Genomic DNA, 18959 nt, shown 5'->3' with positions numbered 1-18959 from the left:
GAATGGGGCGAGTTTTTTTATTTTTTGAAATATTTTGTTAATTCCCTAAATTTTGGGTTAATCTACTAAATAGCAGCTTAGCATTCCTTCATGTCGATAAAGAAACTATCGTGTAATAGAAACGTATTAAGGAGGATCACCGATGAGTTTTAATCACCAACAAATTGAAAAAAAGTGGCAACAATATTGGGAAAATAATAAATCGTTTAAAACTTTAGATGATACGTCAAAGAAAAAGTTTTATGCATTAGACATGTTCCCATATCCATCAGGTGCAGGACTACATGTAGGACACCCTGAAGGATACACAGCAACTGATATTCTATCACGCTATAAAAGAATGCAAGGCTATGATGTATTACATCCAATGGGATGGGATGCGTTTGGTCTACCTGCAGAACAATACGCACTTGATACTGGGAACGATCCTGCAGAATTTACTGCAAAGAATATTGCAACGTTCAAACGTCAAATTCAAGAGCTTGGATTTTCATATGATTGGGATCGTGAAATCAATACTACAGACCCAGGATATTATAAATGGACACAATGGATCTTTACAAAATTAGTAGAAATGGATTTAGCCTACGTTGATGAGATTCCTGTCAACTGGTGTCCTGCTTTAGGTACAGTGCTTGCAAACGAAGAAGTCATTGATGGTAAATCAGAACGTGGTGGCCATCCAGTAGAGCGCAGACCAATGCGTCAATGGGTTTTACGTATTACAAAATACGCAGATCGTTTACTTGATGATTTAGAAGAAGTAGATTGGCCAGAATCAATTAAAGACATGCAACGTAATTGGATTGGACGCTCAGAAGGCGCTCAAGTTAAATTTACTGTAGCTGATTCAGATAAGTTCTTTGAAGTGTTTACAACAAGACCAGATACATTATTCGGAGCAACTTACTGTGTATTAGCACCAGAGCATAAATTGGTGGATGAAATCACTAGAGCAGAACAACGCGAAGCTGTGGAAGCTTACTTAGATAAAGTAAAATTGAAATCCGATTTAGAGCGTACTGATTTAGCAAAAGAAAAAACAGGCGTATTTACTGGAGCTTATGCAGTGAATCCGATTAACGGCAAACAAGTACCAATTTGGATTGCAGACTATGTATTAGCAACTTACGGAACAGGTGCGATTATGGCCGTGCCAGCACATGATGAACGTGACTATGAATTCGCTAAAGAATTTGGATTAGAAATTGTTCCTGTTCTTGAAGGTGGAGACATTGAAAATGAAGCATTCACAGGTGATGGTGCTCACATAAATTCAGATTTCTTAAACGGTTTAAATAAAGCAGACGGTATTTCTAAAGCGATTGCTTGGTTAGAGGAAAATGGTGTTGGTGAAAAGAAAATTTCTTATCGTTTACGTGACTGGTTATTCTCTCGTCAACGTTATTGGGGCGAACCAATTCCAGTAATTCATTGGGAAGATGGTACGATGACGACAATTCCAGAGGAAGAATTGCCACTTGAATTGCCAAAAACAAAAGATATTCGTCCTTCTGGAACAGGTGAATCACCATTAGCCAATATTGAAGAATGGGTTAATGTAGTAGATCCTGTAACAGGTAAGAAAGGTCGTCGTGAAACAAATACGATGCCTCAATGGGCTGGTTCTAGCTGGTACTTCTTACGTTATATCGATCCTAAAAATGACAAGGCGCTAGCTGACCCAGACTTATTAAAACACTGGTTACCAGTTGATATTTATATTGGTGGAGCAGAGCATGCCGTTCTACATTTACTTTACGCTCGATTCTGGCATAAAGTTCTTTACGATTTAGGTGTTGTTCATACGAAAGAACCTTTCCAAAAATTATTTAACCAAGGGATGATTCTTGGAGAAGGTAATGAAAAAATGTCTAAATCTAAAGGGAATGTAGTTAACCCTGACGATATCGTTAGAAGTCATGGTGCTGATACTCTTCGTTTATACGAAATGTTTATGGGACCACTTGATGCATCTGTTGCTTGGTCAACGAATGGCCTTGATGGAGCACGCCGTTTCTTAGATCGTGTATGGCGTTTATTTACAACAGATGAAGGTACATTATCAGAAAAAGTACAAAATGTTTCAGATGCGACACTTGAAAAATCTTATCACCAAACTGTGAAAAAGGTAACTGAGGATTACGAGCACCTACGTTTCAATACTGCAATTTCTCAAATGATGGTGTTCATTAATGATTGTTATAAAGCAGAAGTGATTCCAACTGAATTTGCTGAAGGCTTCGTAAAATTATTAGCACCAATTGCACCACACGTTGGTGAAGAACTTTGGGAAATCCTAGGCCACACTAGTACGATTACGTATGAGTCATGGCCAACATTCGATGAAACAAAGCTTGTTGATGATGAAGTAGAAGTTGTCGTTCAAGTAAATGGTAAAGTTCGTACGAAAGTAAAAGTTGCAAAAGATGCATCGAAAGAACAACTTGAACAAGTTGCATTAGAAGATGAAAAAGTAAAAGAGTTTACGGATGGAAAACAAGTCGTAAAAGTAATTGCGGTTCCAGGTAAACTTGTAAATATTGTTGTGAAATAATGACTTTGACAAAGTCCCCAATGATATCGCATATCATTTGGGGACTTTTATTTTATCTTTAGGGCAGTTTTTTTGATAAAAGTTTTAAGCCTAGACTAATTTGTACATGATTATATTAATACCAAAATAAAATAGCTCGTTATTCATTATCGCTTTTTAACAAAATGAGTGTCATAATAGATAGATTACAAATAGATAGGATGTCTAAATGAACCAAACAATTGAGTTGAAAATAAAACAACATTACGTAGCAGAAATCGCAAATGGTTATCCGCTTATTTTAAAGGAAGCTGCTGAACCACTTGATGAAACATTAGATGAGGGAGCGTTATTTAAAATCGTTCGTCCAAATGGAAAATACGTTGCTACTGGATACTATGGTAAACAAAATAAAGGAATTGGTTGGGTATTAACAAGAAATCCCCAACAAGAAATTGATCAAGATTTTTTTCAGGGTAAAATTAAATCTGCATTACAATTAAGAGACGAATTTTTTGAAGACGATGATACTACTGCTTTTAGAGTATTTAATGGTGAAGGCGATGGGATTGGCGGTCTAACAATCGACTTCTTCGATGGTTTTTATATGTTGAGCTTTTATAGTGAAGGAATTTATTCGTTTAGAAATTTAATCATTGAAGCTTTGAAAGAAACTGTGAATTACCGTGGAATTTACGAGAAAAAGCGTTTTAATACAAACGGTCAATATGTTGAACAAGATGATTATGTTGAAGGTGAAGTAGGACAATTTCCAATCATTATTAAAGAAAATGGCGTGAACTATGCTGTTGATTTAAATGATGGAGCAATGACGGGGATATTTCTCGATCAGCGAAATGTCCGTCTTTCACTCCGAGAAAACTATTCAGACGGTAAAACAGTATTAAATACATTTTCATATACTGGTGCATTTTCAGTTGCAGCTGCACTAGGTGGAGCATATGAAACAACTAGTGTGGATCTTGCAAAACGAAGCTTGCCGAAGACTATTGAACAATTTAGCGTAAATGGTATTGATTATGAGCAACATCAAATAAAAGTCATGAACGTATTTGATTACTTCCAATACGCTGCAAGACATAATATGAAATTTGATGTTGTTGTTCTCGATCCACCAAGCTTTGCGCGGACAAAGAAGATGACATTTAGTACGTCTAAAGACTATCCAAAACTACTTAAGGATGCATTAGCGATAACGGCTCCAAAAGGGATTATTATTGCATCTACGAATAATGCAAGTTTTGATATGAAAAAGTTCAAATCTTTTATCGATAAAGCATTCAAAGAAAGTAATCAGCGTTATAAAATTTTAGAGCAGCACCAATTACCAGAGGATTTTGTTACACCTGAAGACTATCCAGAATTTAATTATTTAAAAGTTTGTATTATCCAATTACTCAAATAAGGAATGAATTCCATTGAAATATTCCAAATCAACGATGTTGAAATTAGTGAATGAAGAACGTGCGCTACACGACGAACTTAAACGAATTAAAAGTGAGATGGGTTTAGAAAAAAATTTAGCCCTAAAAGCTTTGTATCATTCAGCTGTGGCTGATGGTGGTCGTTACCAAGTGAGATATCAAGAATTAGATAGATAAGAAATAAACGCCCGGAGGTAGGAAACCTTCGGGCGAATTTTTTCTCTTAGGGAATTTTGGTCTATGGTAAGTATTAAATAGGGAGAAGACTTGTCGAAGACAAAACTCCGGAAACTAATAGGAATTTGTCCACGAGACCGCTGAACCGAGGACAAAAATCGGAAATAGAGAGAAATTTGTCCGCGAGATCGCTGTACTGCACCCCAAATGTTAGACACGATTCTATCTAACATTTGGGGGTATATTTGATTGAAACGAATATGTGACTCTGTAAAATTAGCTGCTATAAGGGAAAAGTCACAACCCAAGAAAAAGTAAAAGCTATATATGAACTAAGGTTAAATTTTCCCGTTAAAGAGTTAATTAAAGTAGCTGGCATAGCTAGAAGCACTTACTACTATCAAATAAATTCTTTTAAGAAAACTGATAAATACAACGAAATTAAAATTCTAATTCAAGCAATTTACGATGAACATAAGGGACGTTATGGATACCGACGCATTCATTTAGAACTGCGTAATCGCAACATCATAATTAATCACAAAACGGTTCAACGCTTAATGAAAGAGCTTGGATTAAAATCAATGGTACGTGTAAAGAAGTACCGCTCTTATAAAGGTAATGTAGGTAAAATAGCGCCAAATCTATTAAATCGTAATTTCCAAGCATCTAAGCCGAACGAAAAATGGGTTACAGATGTAACCGAATTTCAATTATTTGGCCAAAAGCTTTATCTTTCACCTGTGCTTGACTTATACAACGGCGAGATTATCGCTTATAACATTGAACACCGTCCAGTATTCTCTCTTGTTTCTAAAATGCTAGATCAAGCATTTACACATTTAACAGCTGAAGATGCCCCTATTCTACATTCAGATCAGGGATGGCACTATCAAATGAAACAATACCGAAATACCTTAAGGAAACATGGAATTACACAAAGCATGTCCCGTAAGGGAAATTGCCTAGATAACGCAGTAATAGAGAATTTCTTCGGTCTTTTAAAATCCGAGCTAGTTTATTTAAGCGATTTTAAAAATATAGAACACTTTAAACGCGAACTTGAAAATTATATTAATTACTATAATCACAAACGTATTAAAGCAAACCTAAACGGTCAGAGCCCTGTTAATTACAGGGTTCAAACTTTAGCTGCTTAAATAAAATATGTGTCTAACTTTTTGGGGTCACTTCACGCTTCTCGAGGACAAAAAATCGCAAAAAATAAGGAATTTGTCCACGAGACCGCTTTTCGAGGACAAAAAATCAGAAATAAAGAGAAGTTTGTCCACGAGACCGCTTCTCGAGGACAAAACTCAGGAAATAAAGAGAAATTTGTCCACGAGACCGCTTATCGAGGACAAAAAATCAGAAATAAAGAGAAGTTTGTCCACGAGACCGCTTCTCGAGGACAAAACTCAGGAAATAAAGAGAAATTTGTCCACGAGACCGCTTATCGAGGACAAAAAATCAGAAATAAAGAGAAGTTTGTCCACGAGACCGCTTCTCGAGGACAAAACTCAGGAAATAAAGAGAAATTTGTCCACGAGACCGCTTATCGAGGACAAAAAATCAGAAATAAAGAGAAGTTTGTCCACGAGACCGCTTCTCGAGGACAAAACTCAGGAAATAAAGAGAAATTTGTCCACGAGACCGCTTATCGAGGACAAAAAATCAGAAATAAAGAGAAGTTTGTCCACGAGACCGCTTCTCGAGGACAAAGAATCGGAAATAAAGAGAAATTTGTCCACGAGACCGCTTCTCGAGGACAAAAAATCGCAAAAAATAAGGAATTTGTCCACGAGACCGCTTCTCGAGGACAAAAAATCGGAAATAAAGAGAAATTTGTCCACGAGATCGCTTCTCGAGGACAAAACTCAGGAAATAAAGAGGAATTTGTCCGCGAGATCGCTTCTCGATCACAAAACTCCAAAAATTATGAGAAAACTGTCCTCAAGTACGGCTTCATGTAGGCGAGGTGCAGCCTACAATCCTTCAACTACTCCATCGACCCAGCACTCATCCCAGCAATTCTACCAGTTACTAGTGCACTCGTAATATTGTAACCTCCTGTATATCCGTGAATATCTAAAATTTCCCCACAGAAATAAAGGCCTTTTTTCTTTTTAGAGGCAAGAGTTTTTGGTTCGACTTCTTTAACTGAAACTCCGCCGCCAGTAACGAAGGCTTTTTCCAAAGGTTGCGTGCCGTGAACGTTCATCGTAAATGATACTAGCTCATGAGCAAAGCTACGAATCTTTTCCTGTGAAAGTTCTGCACTAGTTACGGAAGAATCAATACCTACCCGATCCATTAAAAATAGCAACCATCGTTCAGGGGCTAAATTTTTCCATACGTTTTTAACAGATTTTTTCGGATCTTCTTTTAAAAGCTTCAATAAATATTGATAACAAGTTTCTTCATTATAATCCGTTAACGTTTGGATTCGAAGTTGAACAGGCGCACCACCATTTTTCTTACGCTCTTTTACGATAAATTGACTACAGCGTAAAATAGCCGGCCCACTAACGCCAAAATGAGTAAAGAGCATGTCCAATTGATGGGTTACAAGTGATTTCCCTTTGCTATTTAAAACGGACACTGCAACATCACGTAAAGCTAACCCTTGTAGCTCCTTCGACTGAATAAATGGCTCATTTGAAATAACAGGCACTTCTGTCGGATATAATTCCGTTACAGTGTGACCTGCACGTTCAGCCCAAGGGTAACCATCACCAGTTGAACCTGTCTGAGGGACTGCCTTCCCACCAACTGCCACAACAACAGCTTTAGACCTGATTTCCTCACCGTTTTCTAATCGAACACCTAGAATTTTCTCGTCGTCCATTAACATTTTACTTACTGCAGTTTGAAGTCTAACTTCAACGTTTAATCGTTTAAGCTCATTTACCAACGCATTAACTACATCTTGAGCGCGATTAGATTGAGGGAACATTCGACCGTGATCTTCTTCTTTTAGAGGAACTCCAAGCCCCTCAAAGAATGAAATAATATCTTCATTGTTGAACACAGTAAAAGGTCCGTATAAAAAACGTCCATTTCCTGGTATATGTTTTACAATTTCTTCAACAGGTAAACGATTTGTAACATTGCAACGACCGCCACCTGATATCGCTAGCTTTTTACCAAGTTTATTTCCTTTTTCTATTAATAATACACGTGAATTCTTTTCCCCAGCTGCAATAGCAGCCATTAAACCGGAGGGACCCCCACCGATTACAATTACGTCATACATAGTGATAACTCGCTTTCTTATATAGTTCATTGTTATTATTATTTCCAAATAATCTTTAGTAGAATAAAAAAACCACTAATTGATGTTTCATTTAATAATTTAACAGTTGTTTGGATAAATTAACATTATAGTAACAACAGCTAGGATTCATTGAAACTTTTATAGAAAAGTTTTATAATTTTTAACACTGATTCGAAAATGAAAAACAACAGTGATTTATCTTCGGATGAAAAATTGTATCTTTCTTATCGCATCTACTGTATCATACAAAATATTATTCATGGTATGATGTATAAGTATTGCATTTTTATGGCACGAGGTGAAAAATATGTGCGGATTTATAGGATATATTAACGGAACAAATGTTATTGACCATCATCAAACAATAGAAAATATGATGAATACGATCATTCATCGCGGACCAGATAGCGGTGGTATACATACAGACGACAAAGTAACATTAGGTTTTCGTCGTTTAAGTATAATTGATTTATCGGATGTTGCAAACCAGCCGCTTTATAGTTCGGATGGTAGCATCGTTCTAGTATTTAATGGTGAAATTTATAATTTCCAAGATTTAAGAGAAGACCTTATCTCTAAAGGACATCAATTTAAGACAAAATCAGATAGTGAAGTTTTAATTTATGGATATATTGAATACGGTGAAGAATTTGTAACAAAACTTCGTGGAATGTTTGCCTTCTGTATTTGGGATAAAAACAAAAATCACATGTTTATTGCTCGAGATGGATTTGGCATCAAACCGTTGTATTTTACAAACCATACAACTGATAACACAATTATCTTCGGTTCAGAGATTAAATCATTCTTACCACATCCATCATTCATTAAAGAGTTAAACAAAGATGCATTGCGTCCATATTTAACATTCCAATATTCTTCAATGAATGAAACATTCTTTAAAGGTGTATTTAAATTACCACCAGCACATTACATGATTATTAAAGATGGTAAAATCACTAAAATGGAACGCTACTGGGATAAAAAGTTCGATCCAAAAGAGAACTCCCTTGAACATTATGTAGAAGAAATTCGTGAAACGATGAAAGAATCTGTGGATGTTCATCAAATTAGTGATGTAAAAGTAGGAGCCTTTCTTTCTGGTGGGGTAGACTCGAGCTATGTAACAGCACTTATGCGACCTAATAAAACATTTTCAGTTGGATTTAGTGATTATGAGTCTATGTTTAATGAAACAACACACTCAAAGGATTTATGTGATATTTTAGGAATTGAAAACGAAAGTAAATATATTACTGCTGAGGAATGTTTTGAGGCACTTCCAATCATTCAATATCATATGGACGAGCCACAATCAAACCCTTCAAGTGTTCCGCTTTACTTCTTATGTGAGTTAGCAAGTAAAGATGTTACAGTTGTTTTATCTGGTGAAGGTGCGGATGAAATATTCGGAGGTTATGAATGGTATCAAAGCTCTAAAAAAATGGAGACATATGAAAAGGTACCACTAGGGCTTCGCAAAGCTGTCCGTGGAATTGCAGAAAAAATGCCGAAAAATAAAATTTCTAGCTTCCTTATTAAAGGAGGACAAACGGTTGAAGAACGCTTTATCGGTGAGGCTGTTGTTTGGGATGAAGATGATGCATTTAACGTATTAAAGCCTGAATACCGAAATGGTCCAACTGTACGTTCAATTACGAAAGGCATATATGCAGAAGTTCCTGAACATGATGATGTATCTAAAATGCAGTATTTAGATTTAAATCTTTGGATGCCAGGAGATATTCTACTAAAAGCTGATCGTATGAGTATGGCGCATTCCTTAGAATTACGTGTTCCATTTTTAGATAAAGAAGTAATGGAGCTTGCGAAAAAAATTCCAGCAGGCTATCGTGTAAATGATATTGATACAAAATATGCACTTAGACAAGCTGCAAATAAAGAATTGCCTGAAGAATGGGCAAAGCGTAAAAAACTAGGATTCCCAGTTCCAATCCGTCATTGGTTAAAAGAGGAAAAGTACTACAATCTAGTGAAAGAAATGTTCACTGCTGAATTCACTCATGAATTTTTTGATGTAAACCAATTAGTCAGCTACTTAGATGAACATTACACAGGCAAGGCAAATCGTGCTCGTTATATTTGGACTGCTTATGTTTTCCTTGTATGGTATAAACGTTTCTTTATTGATGAAGTAGCAGCATAATACATCGCAAATAATTTACCTGAAAGGACTGTCTCAAAAGAATGAAATGATTCTTTTGAGATAGTGCTTCTTTTTTGAAAATTGATAAATTTGCACACACATTATTGAATCGAACAGTGTTTTTACTAGTAATGTTGAATGATGAAATATCATCTACTTATATACATAATTAATAAGTTTGCTTCCCTCATATGAAGATAGAATCACATAAATATAATTTCAACCTAAAATAGATAGGATGGATTGCATGTCCACTTTGATGAAAGGTACTGCGGTATTAACGATCGGAATGTTTTTATCGAAAGTACTTGGGTTAATATACATTTTTCCTTTTTACGCAATCATAGGTGAGGACAATTTAGCACTTTACCAATACGCCTATATTCCTTACTCAATTATGTTAAGTATTGCGATTTCAGGTCTACCTCTAGCAGTATCAAAGTTTGTTTCTAAATACAATACTCTAGGTGATTACGAATCAGGCTATAAATTGATGAAATCTGGAATGCTAGTGATGACCATCACTGGAATTGGTGCATTCCTCCTTTTAAATTTGTTAGCCACTCCGATTGCCAATGTAGTAATTAAGAGCGATGAACAGCTGATTACAGTTGAGCAAGTAGCATCTGTAATACGATGGGTAAGTTTTGCACTCATTGTAGTTCCATTTATGAGCTTAGTTCGTGGATTTTTCCAAGGATATAACAAAATGGAACCAACTGCAGTTTCTCAATTGATTGAACAAATTGTAAGAATCATTTTTCTATTAGTAGGTTCGTTTATCATTGTAGTTCTGTTAAAAGGTGAGCCTGAAACAGCCATTTCACTTTCTGTTTTTGCTGCATTTATTGGAGCACTTGGTGGATTATTAATATTAGGTTACTATTGGAAAAAATATAAACAAGAATTTAGTTTAATGCGTAGTGAAAGTTCAGTAACAACTTCTCAATTACAATTGTCTAGTATTTACAAAGAAGTTTTAACTTTTTCCATTCCAATTATTTTTGTTGGATTAGCAAATCCATTATTCCAACTAGTCGACATGCTGACGTTTAATGGTGCAATGGCATCTATCGGGATGTCATCAGTTTCGGACAATTATTTTACGATGATTAACTTTACTACACACAAGGTTGTCATCATCCCTGTAATGCTAGCAACAAGTTTGTCATTAGCACTAATACCGACGATCACAAAATATTATACTCAAGGCGAATTTGGGCTACTACGCAATGCGATGGACAAATCCTATCAAATATTATTTTTCATCACTTTACCTGCAGCATTAGGTATTTCTGTTTTATCGAACGAAATATACTTTATGTTATATTCTGAAAGCGAGATGGGTGCTTCGATTTTAGCTCACTATGCACCAGTAGCAATCCTCTTTGCTTTATTCCAAGTAACTGCAGCATTATTACAAGGTATTGATTATCAAAAATGGATTATCTTAAGTTTGCTTACAGGTATTTTAATAAAGTTAATGATCAATACGCCATTAATTAAAGTCATGCAGGCAGATGGTGCAATTCTTGCAACTGCTATTGGATACGGTGTTTCAATAATTATTAACTTGTTCGTTATAAAAAAAGTACTCAATTATCGATCCAAAATGGTTAAACGTAGAATTTTATTAATCGTAATTTTATCCATTATTATGGCAATTGCTGTTTTCATTACTCAAAAACTATTAATTGCTATTATGGGACCAGTTGAAGGTAAATTATCAGCAATTATTATTTCCGTCATTTGTGTAGGGGTTGGCATAGCGGTTTATGGAATATTGTCATTTAAATTAGGTCTTGCACAAAAAATGTTAGGTGAACGAATTACAAAACTCGCAGCAAAAGTCGGGTTAAAATAGGAGGCTTTCATGCGACTAGATAAGTTATTAGCAAATATGGGATTTGGTACGCGTAAAGAAGTAAAACAATTACTCAAACAAAAAGCGGTAACTGTTGATGGAGAAGTTGTAAAAGACGCAAGTATGCATGTGAATCCTGAGGAACAATATGTATCAGTATATGGTGAGAGAGTACAGTACACAGAGTTCATATATTTAATGATGAATAAACCACCAGGAGTTATTTCGGCTACTGAGGATATGGTAGATAAGACGGTAATTGATTTACTAGACCCACTAGCTCAACATTTTAAACCATTTCCAGTAGGGCGCCTTGATAAAGATACAGAGGGACTATTATTAATAACAAATGATGGTCAACTTGCTCATAATTTGTTATCACCAAAAAAACATGTCCCAAAAACGTATTATGCGAAAATTAATGGAATTGTTACAGAAGATGATATTGAGGCTTTTAAACAAGGCGTAGAACTAGATGATGGCTACTTTACAAAGCCTGGCTATTTAAAAATATTACAATCAGGCCTTCAATCTGAAATTGAGTTAACAATTTCGGAAGGAAAATTCCATCAAGTAAAGCGAATGTTTGAAGCGAGAAATAAAAAAGTCACATATTTAAAAAGACTTTCTATGGGCACACTAACTTTAGATGAACAATTAGAACTTGGTGACTATCGTGAACTAACTTCGGAAGAATTAGGCGCATTAAAAAACATAGAATAAACAAAAAGAATGACCCCGACGAAAGGTCATTCTTTTCTTATGTTGGAATAAGTATAATTTTTATACTTATTTCTTATGATCTATGATGTTAACTTCACTTTTTTATTCGTCGTTGTCCATTTGCCTCTACTTGGGCTTGTAACCAATTTGTTGAAGGCTAACACATTCAAATCTCTTTGAATGGTGCGAGGAGTGATGTTGAACTCTTCGACTAAATCCTGTGTAGACACCGTCCCTCTATCAAGGATAAACATGTACACGTCTTTAATACGATTAAGCATTCTATCAGTAGTTGGTTTCATTAAATAAACCACTCCTTCGATCTTAATTCTCATGGCAAAGACTAGCGGACGACTTCAATTGTGCTTGAGGTGCACAGGCTCTAAATTTCTGCCTTAGACATCCCCTTTTTTTTAGAATTTTATAGTCAAAACTAATACTTGACAAGGTCATTATAGCAACAAACTATTAAAATTTCCATTCATCTCATATAAAATTTACAAAGTTTGAACAATTCAGTACTGTAAATTTATATATGAGGACAAATAATATGAATGTTATAGATTGTTTTCAAGGTTATTTAGAGTAAAATAATGTTAATTTCAAAAATTGAGGTGTTTTTATGGATTGGTTAAAAATTGCTGAGTCTAGAAAAGAAGAGTTAGTTTCAGAACTACAACAATTAGTACAAATTGAAAGTGTTCTAGATGAAAAAAATGCAAGCCCAGATGCTCCATTTGGAAAAGGACCGTTAAAAGCTCTTGAATGGATGTTAACAAAAGGTGAGGAAAACGGTTTCAATACAAAAAATATTGATAACATGGCCGGTTGCATTGAAATGGGGGCAGGCGACGAGTTACTCGGCATTTTATGTCACGTCGATGTAGTCCCAGCAAGTAATGGGTGGACATACCCTCCTTTTAAAGGTGAAGTAGTGGATGGTAAACTCTATGGCCGTGGTGCAATCGATGATAAGGGACCAACGATTGCGGCTTGGTTAGCAATGAAAATGGTTAAAGATGCAAATATGCAATTAAATAAACGTGTAAGAATGATTATTGGAACAGACGAAGAAAGTGGCTTTAGATGTGTAAAACGATATTTTGAAACAGAAGAAATGCCATCAATCGGATTTGCTCCTGATGCAGATTTTCCTTTAATCAATGCAGAAAAAGGCATTGCAGGTTTAGAGTTTACTTTAATCAATCATATGCAAGAGTCTGAACAATTAATATCATTTCAAGCTGGAAAAAGAACAAACATGGTACCAGACCATGCAGAGGCTGTCGTTGAAAACGTGAATCCTCAATTCATTCAAAATTTTGAAAACTTTCTAGAGAAAAATAATTCCGAAGGTACTATAATAAAAGAAGGCAATCAGTTCATCATCACGATGAAAGGTAAATCTGCACATGCAATGGAGCCTGAAAAAGGTGTCAATGCAGCTGTATTACTATGTGAATTTTTAGTGGATTTCATAGATACAGGAGCAGGGAAAGAATTTATCCAGTTCGTAGTGCAATCATTTGAAAATGATCACTATGGAATTGCGTTAAACTTAGATTTTGAAGATGCTATGTCTGGTAAGACAACACTTAATCCAGGTATAGTTTCGTATGATCGAGCAAGTGGTGGTAGCATTCAAGTAAGTATGAGATACTCAGTCTCCTATCCTTTTGAAGAAAAGATCACTAAGGCACAATCAGAACTTTCAAAATCATCGTTTACTTTGGATATCCTTTCAAATTCAAAGCCACATCATGTTAGTGAAGATGATGATTTAGTTCAAACGTTATTACATGTTTACCAAAAGTATACTGGGGACACTTCAGGTCCGTTATCAACAGGTGGAGGCACATATGCTCGAACGATGAAAAAAGGTGTTGCTTTTGGCATGTTGTTCCCTGGTGAACCTGATGTAGCTCATCAAACGGATGAATATGTTGTAATCGAAAATTTAGTTAAGGCAGCGGCGATATATGCTGAGGCAATTGTTGAATTAGCAAGTAAATAATATTAAAGGATGAGGGTTTTATGAGTTATACATTATGGAATGATAAAATTGTTAAAGATGAAGAAGTAATTATCAATAAAGAAGACCGTGGATATCAATTTGGTGATGGTGTTTATGAAGTAATAAAAGTGTATAATGGTGAAATGTTTACTGCTGAAGAACATATCGATCGCCTATACCTAAGTGCTGAGAAAATAGGACTTACAATTCCATGTACTAAAGATAAATTACACATTTTACTACATGAACTAGTGGAAAAAAATACTTTAGGAACTGGTCATATCTATTTCCAAATAACTCGTGGAACTTCGCCACGTATTCATAATTTCCCTGCTGATACAGTTGTTCCAGTAATTACTGCATATACAAAAGAAAATGAACGTCCAATTGCTAACTTTGAAAAAGGTGTGAATGTAACATTTGTAGAAGATATCCGTTGGTTACGTTGTGATATTAAATCACTAAACTTATTAGGTGCAGTACTTGCTAAGCAAGAAGCAGTTGAAAAAGGTTGCTATGAAGCAATTTTACATCGCGGAGATGTGGTTACAGAAGGTTCATCTACTAATGTATTCGGTATTAAGAATGGAGTCCTATATACTCACCCAGTAAATAACTTTATTTTAAATGGGATTACACGTAATGTTGTTATACAATGTGCAAATGAAATTGGCTTACCAGTAAAAGAAGAAGCATTTACAAAATCAGCAGCATTAGAGATGGATGAATTATTTGTAACTTCAACTACTTCTGAAGTTACACCCGTTATTAAAATTGATGATGCATATATCAATGCAGGAAATGTAGGCGATTGGACTCGTAAATTACAAGCCCAATTCGAAACAAAAATTCCAAAATCACTTCAAGTGAAATAATTAGTGTTCAGGGATAGCCTTTTGATGAAGGCTATCCTCTATTTATTTTTTACAAGCTAATGTAATATTAAAGAAATGGTTCATTTTTGATTTAGGGAGTGTCTAGATTGGCTCAATTAATAAAACTTCAAGATTATATTTCAAGGTATCAAATTGATATGAATCGCTATCCCGCACAGTTTATACGTATGAAGAAAAACGGATGGGAACGAGTTAAAACAGAATGGGAATCAGGGGAACTTGTTCAAAAATGGGAGCATATTGAACATATAAAAGAAAACGAGATAGAAGAAAAGAAGCGCTTTTCACTAATTAAAAAGTTATTTAAAAAAAATCAAACTAAAGATGAAATTAATGTGCCGATAAAAAAATCTCAAAATGAACTTTCTATTGACGAAGAACAACTTCCAGATGATGAAACAACGCTTTTTTTTGAACCTAATATTGTATATAACCCTCAAGATATAGAGGAGTTAAAGAAGATATTTATGGATCAATTTTTTCACTTTCAAATTAAGTGGGCCAGTTCGACATTACGTGAAAAGTCATTTGTAAATTCGAAATTTATGAGAGATAGTTTTTTAAGAACTGTATTACAATCCTTACCGGACAATTATTTAGTTCTTTACTATCCGGTTGTTAAACTGAAAAATGCTCCAGTCGAATTAGATGTTGTCATATTAACACCTTTAGAATGTCTATGTATTACCGTTATAGAACGTGAGAATTATTCAGTTTTTGTAGGAAATAGTGAACGAGAACATTTTTGGTTGAAAAAAGTAGGAGAAACAGAAACGAAAGTATTAAATCCACTCATTCAATTAAATCGAATGGAAACAATTATTTCCAAACTATTCTCATTAAATAATGTGACGATGCCTGTTCGCAAAATTCTATTATCACGTAATGGATATTTTGATTACCCTGGAACTTTATATAATTTAGAATTTATTGATAAGCGGGACTATCCAAAATGGATTCAAGAATTAAAGCATTCAACCTCACCCATGAAGCATATGCAAATACAAGCTGCTAAAACACTTTTAAATAATGTCGAAACAACATCCTATAATCGAATGTTATAGAAGAAAGGGGGGTGTCTGTGGAGGTTCATTTTATCATCAATGAAAAGTCAGGTAGCGGTAATGGAAGGAAAGTTTGGAGCAAACTAAAAAATCAGCTAAACATAAAGTTTTTTGAACATATCACTCAATTTAGTGGTCATGCCTTACAACTATCCAAGTCTATTTCAATAGAGTTTTTAAAACGTAATGAAAAGGCATTAATTGTTGCAGTTGGTGGGGATGGAACTATTCATGAAGTTATAAATGGAATCGACCCTCAAAGTAAACTGTACATTGGTTTTGTCAAAGCTGGGTCAGGAAATGACTTTTCTAGAACATTTCAATCATTTGAAACAGCAAATGATATAGAACAATTTTTGAAAACCCCAAGTGGAAGCAAAATGGATTGTGGGCAATTGGTTTACTTTGAGGAAGCGAGAAAATTTGTAAACAATGCAGGAATTGGATTTGATGCTTTTGTTACGCTAAAAGCAAGTCACTCAAAAATAAAGAGATTACTCAATAAGATAGGGTTAGGTAAACTGAGTTATGGATTCTCAACAATTATCGCATTGTTTACATTTAAACGTTTTAATGTAGAGGTTGAAGTTGATGGCAATCTGTACAATTTCAACAAAGCTTGGTTTGTAACTGTTAGTAATCAACCATATTTTGGTGGAGGGATGAAATTATCCCCCGATTCAAAGCCTAATGATGGAGAGCTTGAAGTTACAATTGTAAACAATCTTACACATTTGAAGCTATTGTTATTGTTCGTTACTGTGTTTTTCGGTGCACATACTAAACTAACTGCAGTTACTCAATTTAAAGGAAAGACTTTTCATGTTCGAGTATCAGATCCTCTATATTTCCATACAGATGGAGAAGTAATTGGATCTACAAACGCATCCCTTACATATCAAATAATTAAAGAAAATTGGATTTGTGTAGACAACAACAGAAAATCCACGCAAATAATAGAGATTTAAGTTAAAATAATATAAAATTTACTTACATCTAAGAAATGAGGAAATATAGTGAGATTAAGAAACAAACCGTGGGCATTAGACTTTATTAATGAACATCCAGAGGTCATTATTCCAAATCCGGAGAACTTTTTAGGGAAATGGAATGAAGTATTCGGTAATGACAATCCCTTACATATAGAGGTTGGAACTGGGAAGGGACAATTCGTTACGGGTATGGCACTTCAAAATCCAGACATAAATTATATTGGGATTGAATTATATGATAGTGTCATTGTTAGTGCACTGGAAAAAGTATTAGAAGCGAACTCACCTAAAAATTTAAGACTATTAAAAGTAAATGGTGCTGATTTAGCAAAATACTTCACAAAAAATGATGTGAGCCGAGTTTATTTAAACTTTTCTGATCCATGGCCAAAAGTACGCCATGAAAAAAGACGCTTAACTTCAGACGGGTTTTTAAATTTATATGAGTCATTATTAATTGACAATGGGGAAGTTCACTTTAAAACTGACAACAGGGGCCTTTTTGAATTCTCGTTAGTGAATATGTCTCACTATGGCATGTTGCTTAAATATGTATCGCTAGATTTACATGCAAATATGCCAGAAGATAATATTATGACAGAATACGAAGAAAAGTTTTCTAAAAAGGGGCAGCCGATTTACAGATTAGAAGCACAATTTATTTCACATAGATAAAAGATGTTGTGCTAGCGATTTTTAACTGTCGATTACGATTTTTAAGGATTGCAATCTAGCATTTACAAAGGGGAGAAATGAATGGACAAACTACAATTTCATAACATGACACTAACGTGGCTTGAGGGGGGCGTTACGTCATTAGATGGCGGAGCGATGTTTGGTGTAGTACCAAAACCGTTATGGTCAAGAAAGTATCCAGTCAATGAAAAGAATCAAATTGAATGTGCAACTGAACCAATATTAATTCAATATGAAGGTAAAAACTATTTAATTGATAGTGGCGTTGGATTTAATAAGTTAAATGAGAAGCAACTACGAAACTATGGGGTAACTGAGGAATCTAGTATTTTAGAAAGTTTAGATAAGCTAGGATTATCTGCTGAAGATATTGATGTTGTATTAATGACACATCTTCATTTCGATCATGCGGGTGGACTTTCTCGTTGGGAAGGTGATGTGTTAGTACCAACTTTCCCTAATGCTAAAATCTATACAACTGAAATTGAATGGGAAGAAATGCGAAATCCAAATATTCGTTCACGGAATACGTATTGGAAGGAAAATTGGGAACCTATTCAACATCAGGTTGAGACTTTTAAGGATTCTCTTGTTCTAGCGCCTGGTATTGAAATGATTCATACTGGTGGTCATAGCGCGGGTCATGCGATTATAAAACTTACTCAAAATGGTGAAACGATGCTACATATAGCAGATTTAATGCCTACACACGGACACCAAAATCCATTATGGGTAATGGCTTATGATGATTATCCAATGACGAGTGTATTTGCAAAAGAAAAGCTTATGAAAGAAGCATTCAGTAATGGACACAAATTTATCTTCTACCACGATGCATACTACCGTATGATTCAGTGGGATGAAACTGGTAAAGAAATTGTAGATTCATTGAAAAGAAGTAAAGTAGCTGGGATTCAATTTTAGTGGTATTTATATATCAAGAAGACTCTCTTGAAAGATAGACTTTCAAGAGAGTCTTTTCAATTTCTAAATAGAATGTAACTATAGAAGATGGCGACGCCACTGAATAGAAGTATTTATCCTCTATAAGAGTCTCGGGGACAGAAAATAAGGAAAAACGAAAAACCTGTCCTCGAGAAGCGGTCTC

The 18959-nt window shown here is 35.0% G+C and carries 15 protein-coding genes and 1 pseudogene; 14 read left to right on the top strand and 2 right to left on the bottom strand.

Annotated features, from left to right (window positions below; translation table 11 throughout):
• Positions 1–142: 142 nt before the first annotated feature.
• The 5 genes and pseudogenes from leuS (at position 143) to CD29_RS17785 (ending at position 6216) form a co-directional block, all read left to right on the top strand.
• The gene (gene leuS / locus CD29_RS17805) at positions 143–2557 is read left to right on the top strand and encodes a leucine--tRNA ligase (protein ID WP_036189950.1); all 2415 of its coding nucleotides are present in this window, start codon (positions 143–145) and stop codon (positions 2555–2557) included.
• A 208-nt stretch (positions 2558–2765) separates the two neighbouring features.
• Positions 2766–3962 carry a class I SAM-dependent rRNA methyltransferase gene (locus tag CD29_RS17800; RefSeq protein WP_036189948.1) on the top strand — a complete coding sequence of 399 codons (1197 nt, stop codon included), beginning with the start codon at positions 2766–2768 and terminating at the stop codon, positions 3960–3962.
• 13 nt (positions 3963–3975) lie between these two features.
• Positions 3976–4158 (top strand): hypothetical protein, encoded by a 183-nt coding sequence (locus CD29_RS17795; RefSeq protein WP_036189946.1) that lies wholly within the window; start codon positions 3976–3978, stop codon positions 4156–4158.
• 272 nt (positions 4159–4430) lie between these two features.
• Positions 4431–5318 (top strand): annotated as a pseudogene (locus CD29_RS17790) (IS3 family transposase); the annotation flags it as partial.
• A gap of 73 nt (positions 5319–5391) precedes the next feature.
• Positions 5392–6216, top strand: coding sequence for a hypothetical protein (locus CD29_RS17785; protein ID WP_169716204.1), 825 nt, complete (start codon positions 5392–5394; stop codon positions 6214–6216).
• Here CD29_RS17785 and CD29_RS17780 read toward each other — a convergent pair.
• The gene (locus tag CD29_RS17780; protein WP_052124242.1) at positions 6158–7414 is read right to left on the bottom strand and encodes a BaiN/RdsA family NAD(P)/FAD-dependent oxidoreductase; all 1257 of its coding nucleotides are present in this window, start codon (positions 7412–7414) and stop codon (positions 6158–6160) included. The genes CD29_RS17785 and CD29_RS17780 overlap by 59 nt on opposite strands.
• 328 nt (positions 7415–7742) lie before the next feature.
• Here CD29_RS17780 and asnB point away from each other — a divergent pair, with 328 nt between their 5' ends.
• The 3 genes from asnB to CD29_RS17765 all read left to right on the top strand — a co-directional run bounded on the left by asnB (position 7743) and on the right by CD29_RS17765 (position 12189).
• Entirely contained in the window at positions 7743–9602 is a 1860-nt protein-coding gene (gene asnB, locus CD29_RS17775; protein WP_036189938.1) for an asparagine synthase (glutamine-hydrolyzing), read from the top strand.
• A 247-nt stretch (positions 9603–9849) separates the two neighbouring features.
• Positions 9850–11466, top strand: a complete 1617-nt coding sequence (locus CD29_RS17770; RefSeq protein WP_036189936.1) for a putative polysaccharide biosynthesis protein — start codon at positions 9850–9852, stop codon at positions 11464–11466.
• A 9-nt stretch (positions 11467–11475) separates the two neighbouring features.
• Positions 11476–12189 (top strand): pseudouridine synthase, encoded by a 714-nt coding sequence (locus CD29_RS17765; protein ID WP_036189934.1) that lies wholly within the window; start codon positions 11476–11478, stop codon positions 12187–12189.
• Positions 12190–12269: 80 nt separating this feature from the next.
• On the opposite strand, the gene CD29_RS17760 is transcribed toward CD29_RS17765, so the two are convergent.
• Positions 12270–12491 (bottom strand): DeoR family transcriptional regulator, encoded by a 222-nt coding sequence (locus CD29_RS17760; protein ID WP_036189932.1) that lies wholly within the window; start codon positions 12489–12491, stop codon positions 12270–12272.
• A 320-nt stretch (positions 12492–12811) separates the two neighbouring features.
• Between CD29_RS17760 and pepV the strand changes: the two genes are divergently transcribed.
• From pepV to CD29_RS17730, 6 genes are all read left to right on the top strand, one after another.
• Entirely contained in the window at positions 12812–14203 is a 1392-nt protein-coding gene (gene pepV, locus CD29_RS17755; protein WP_036189930.1) for a dipeptidase PepV, read from the top strand.
• A 20-nt stretch (positions 14204–14223) separates the two neighbouring features.
• A complete protein-coding gene (gene dat, locus CD29_RS17750) occupies positions 14224–15078 on the top strand; it encodes a D-amino-acid transaminase (RefSeq protein WP_036189928.1) in 855 nt (284 codons plus the stop codon).
• A gap of 107 nt (positions 15079–15185) precedes the next feature.
• The gene (locus CD29_RS17745) at positions 15186–16163 is read left to right on the top strand and encodes a nuclease-related domain-containing protein (protein ID WP_036189926.1); all 978 of its coding nucleotides are present in this window, start codon (positions 15186–15188) and stop codon (positions 16161–16163) included.
• A 17-nt stretch (positions 16164–16180) separates the two neighbouring features.
• Positions 16181–17131, top strand: coding sequence for a diacylglycerol/lipid kinase family protein (locus CD29_RS17740; RefSeq protein ID WP_036189923.1), 951 nt, complete (start codon positions 16181–16183; stop codon positions 17129–17131).
• 48 nt (positions 17132–17179) lie between these two features.
• Complete coding sequence (gene trmB, locus CD29_RS17735; protein WP_036189916.1) at positions 17180–17830, top strand: tRNA (guanosine(46)-N7)-methyltransferase TrmB; 651 nt, start codon at positions 17180–17182, stop codon at positions 17828–17830.
• A gap of 81 nt (positions 17831–17911) precedes the next feature.
• Positions 17912–18775, top strand: a complete 864-nt coding sequence (locus CD29_RS17730; protein ID WP_036189910.1) for a YtnP family quorum-quenching lactonase — start codon at positions 17912–17914, stop codon at positions 18773–18775.
• Positions 18776–18959 lie beyond the last annotated feature (184 nt).

The organism is Ureibacillus manganicus DSM 26584, assembly GCF_000772945.1.
GTDB classification, from domain to species: domain Bacteria; phylum Bacillota; class Bacilli; order Bacillales_A; family Planococcaceae; genus Ureibacillus; species Ureibacillus manganicus.
This window is presented reverse-complemented; position numbering and strand designations above follow the sequence as displayed.

Coding starts and splice junctions, on each gene's coding strand:
- leuS (WP_036189950.1), top strand. CDS start 143: ATGAGTTTTAATCACCAACAAATTGAAAAAAAGTGGCAACAATATTGG.
- CD29_RS17800 (WP_036189948.1), top strand. CDS start 2,766: ATGAACCAAACAATTGAGTTGAAAATAAAACAACATTACGTAGCAGAA.
- CD29_RS17780 (WP_052124242.1), bottom strand. CDS start 7,414: ATGTATGACGTAATTGTAATCGGTGGGGGTCCCTCCGGTTTAATGGCT.
- asnB (WP_036189938.1), top strand. CDS start 7,743: ATGTGCGGATTTATAGGATATATTAACGGAACAAATGTTATTGACCAT.
- CD29_RS17770 (WP_036189936.1), top strand. CDS start 9,850: ATGTCCACTTTGATGAAAGGTACTGCGGTATTAACGATCGGAATGTTT.
- CD29_RS17765 (WP_036189934.1), top strand. CDS start 11,476: ATGCGACTAGATAAGTTATTAGCAAATATGGGATTTGGTACGCGTAAA.
- CD29_RS17760 (WP_036189932.1), bottom strand. CDS start 12,491: ATGAAACCAACTACTGATAGAATGCTTAATCGTATTAAAGACGTGTAC.
- pepV (WP_036189930.1), top strand. CDS start 12,812: ATGGATTGGTTAAAAATTGCTGAGTCTAGAAAAGAAGAGTTAGTTTCA.
- dat (WP_036189928.1), top strand. CDS start 14,224: ATGAGTTATACATTATGGAATGATAAAATTGTTAAAGATGAAGAAGTA.
- CD29_RS17730 (WP_036189910.1), top strand. CDS start 17,912: ATGGACAAACTACAATTTCATAACATGACACTAACGTGGCTTGAGGGG.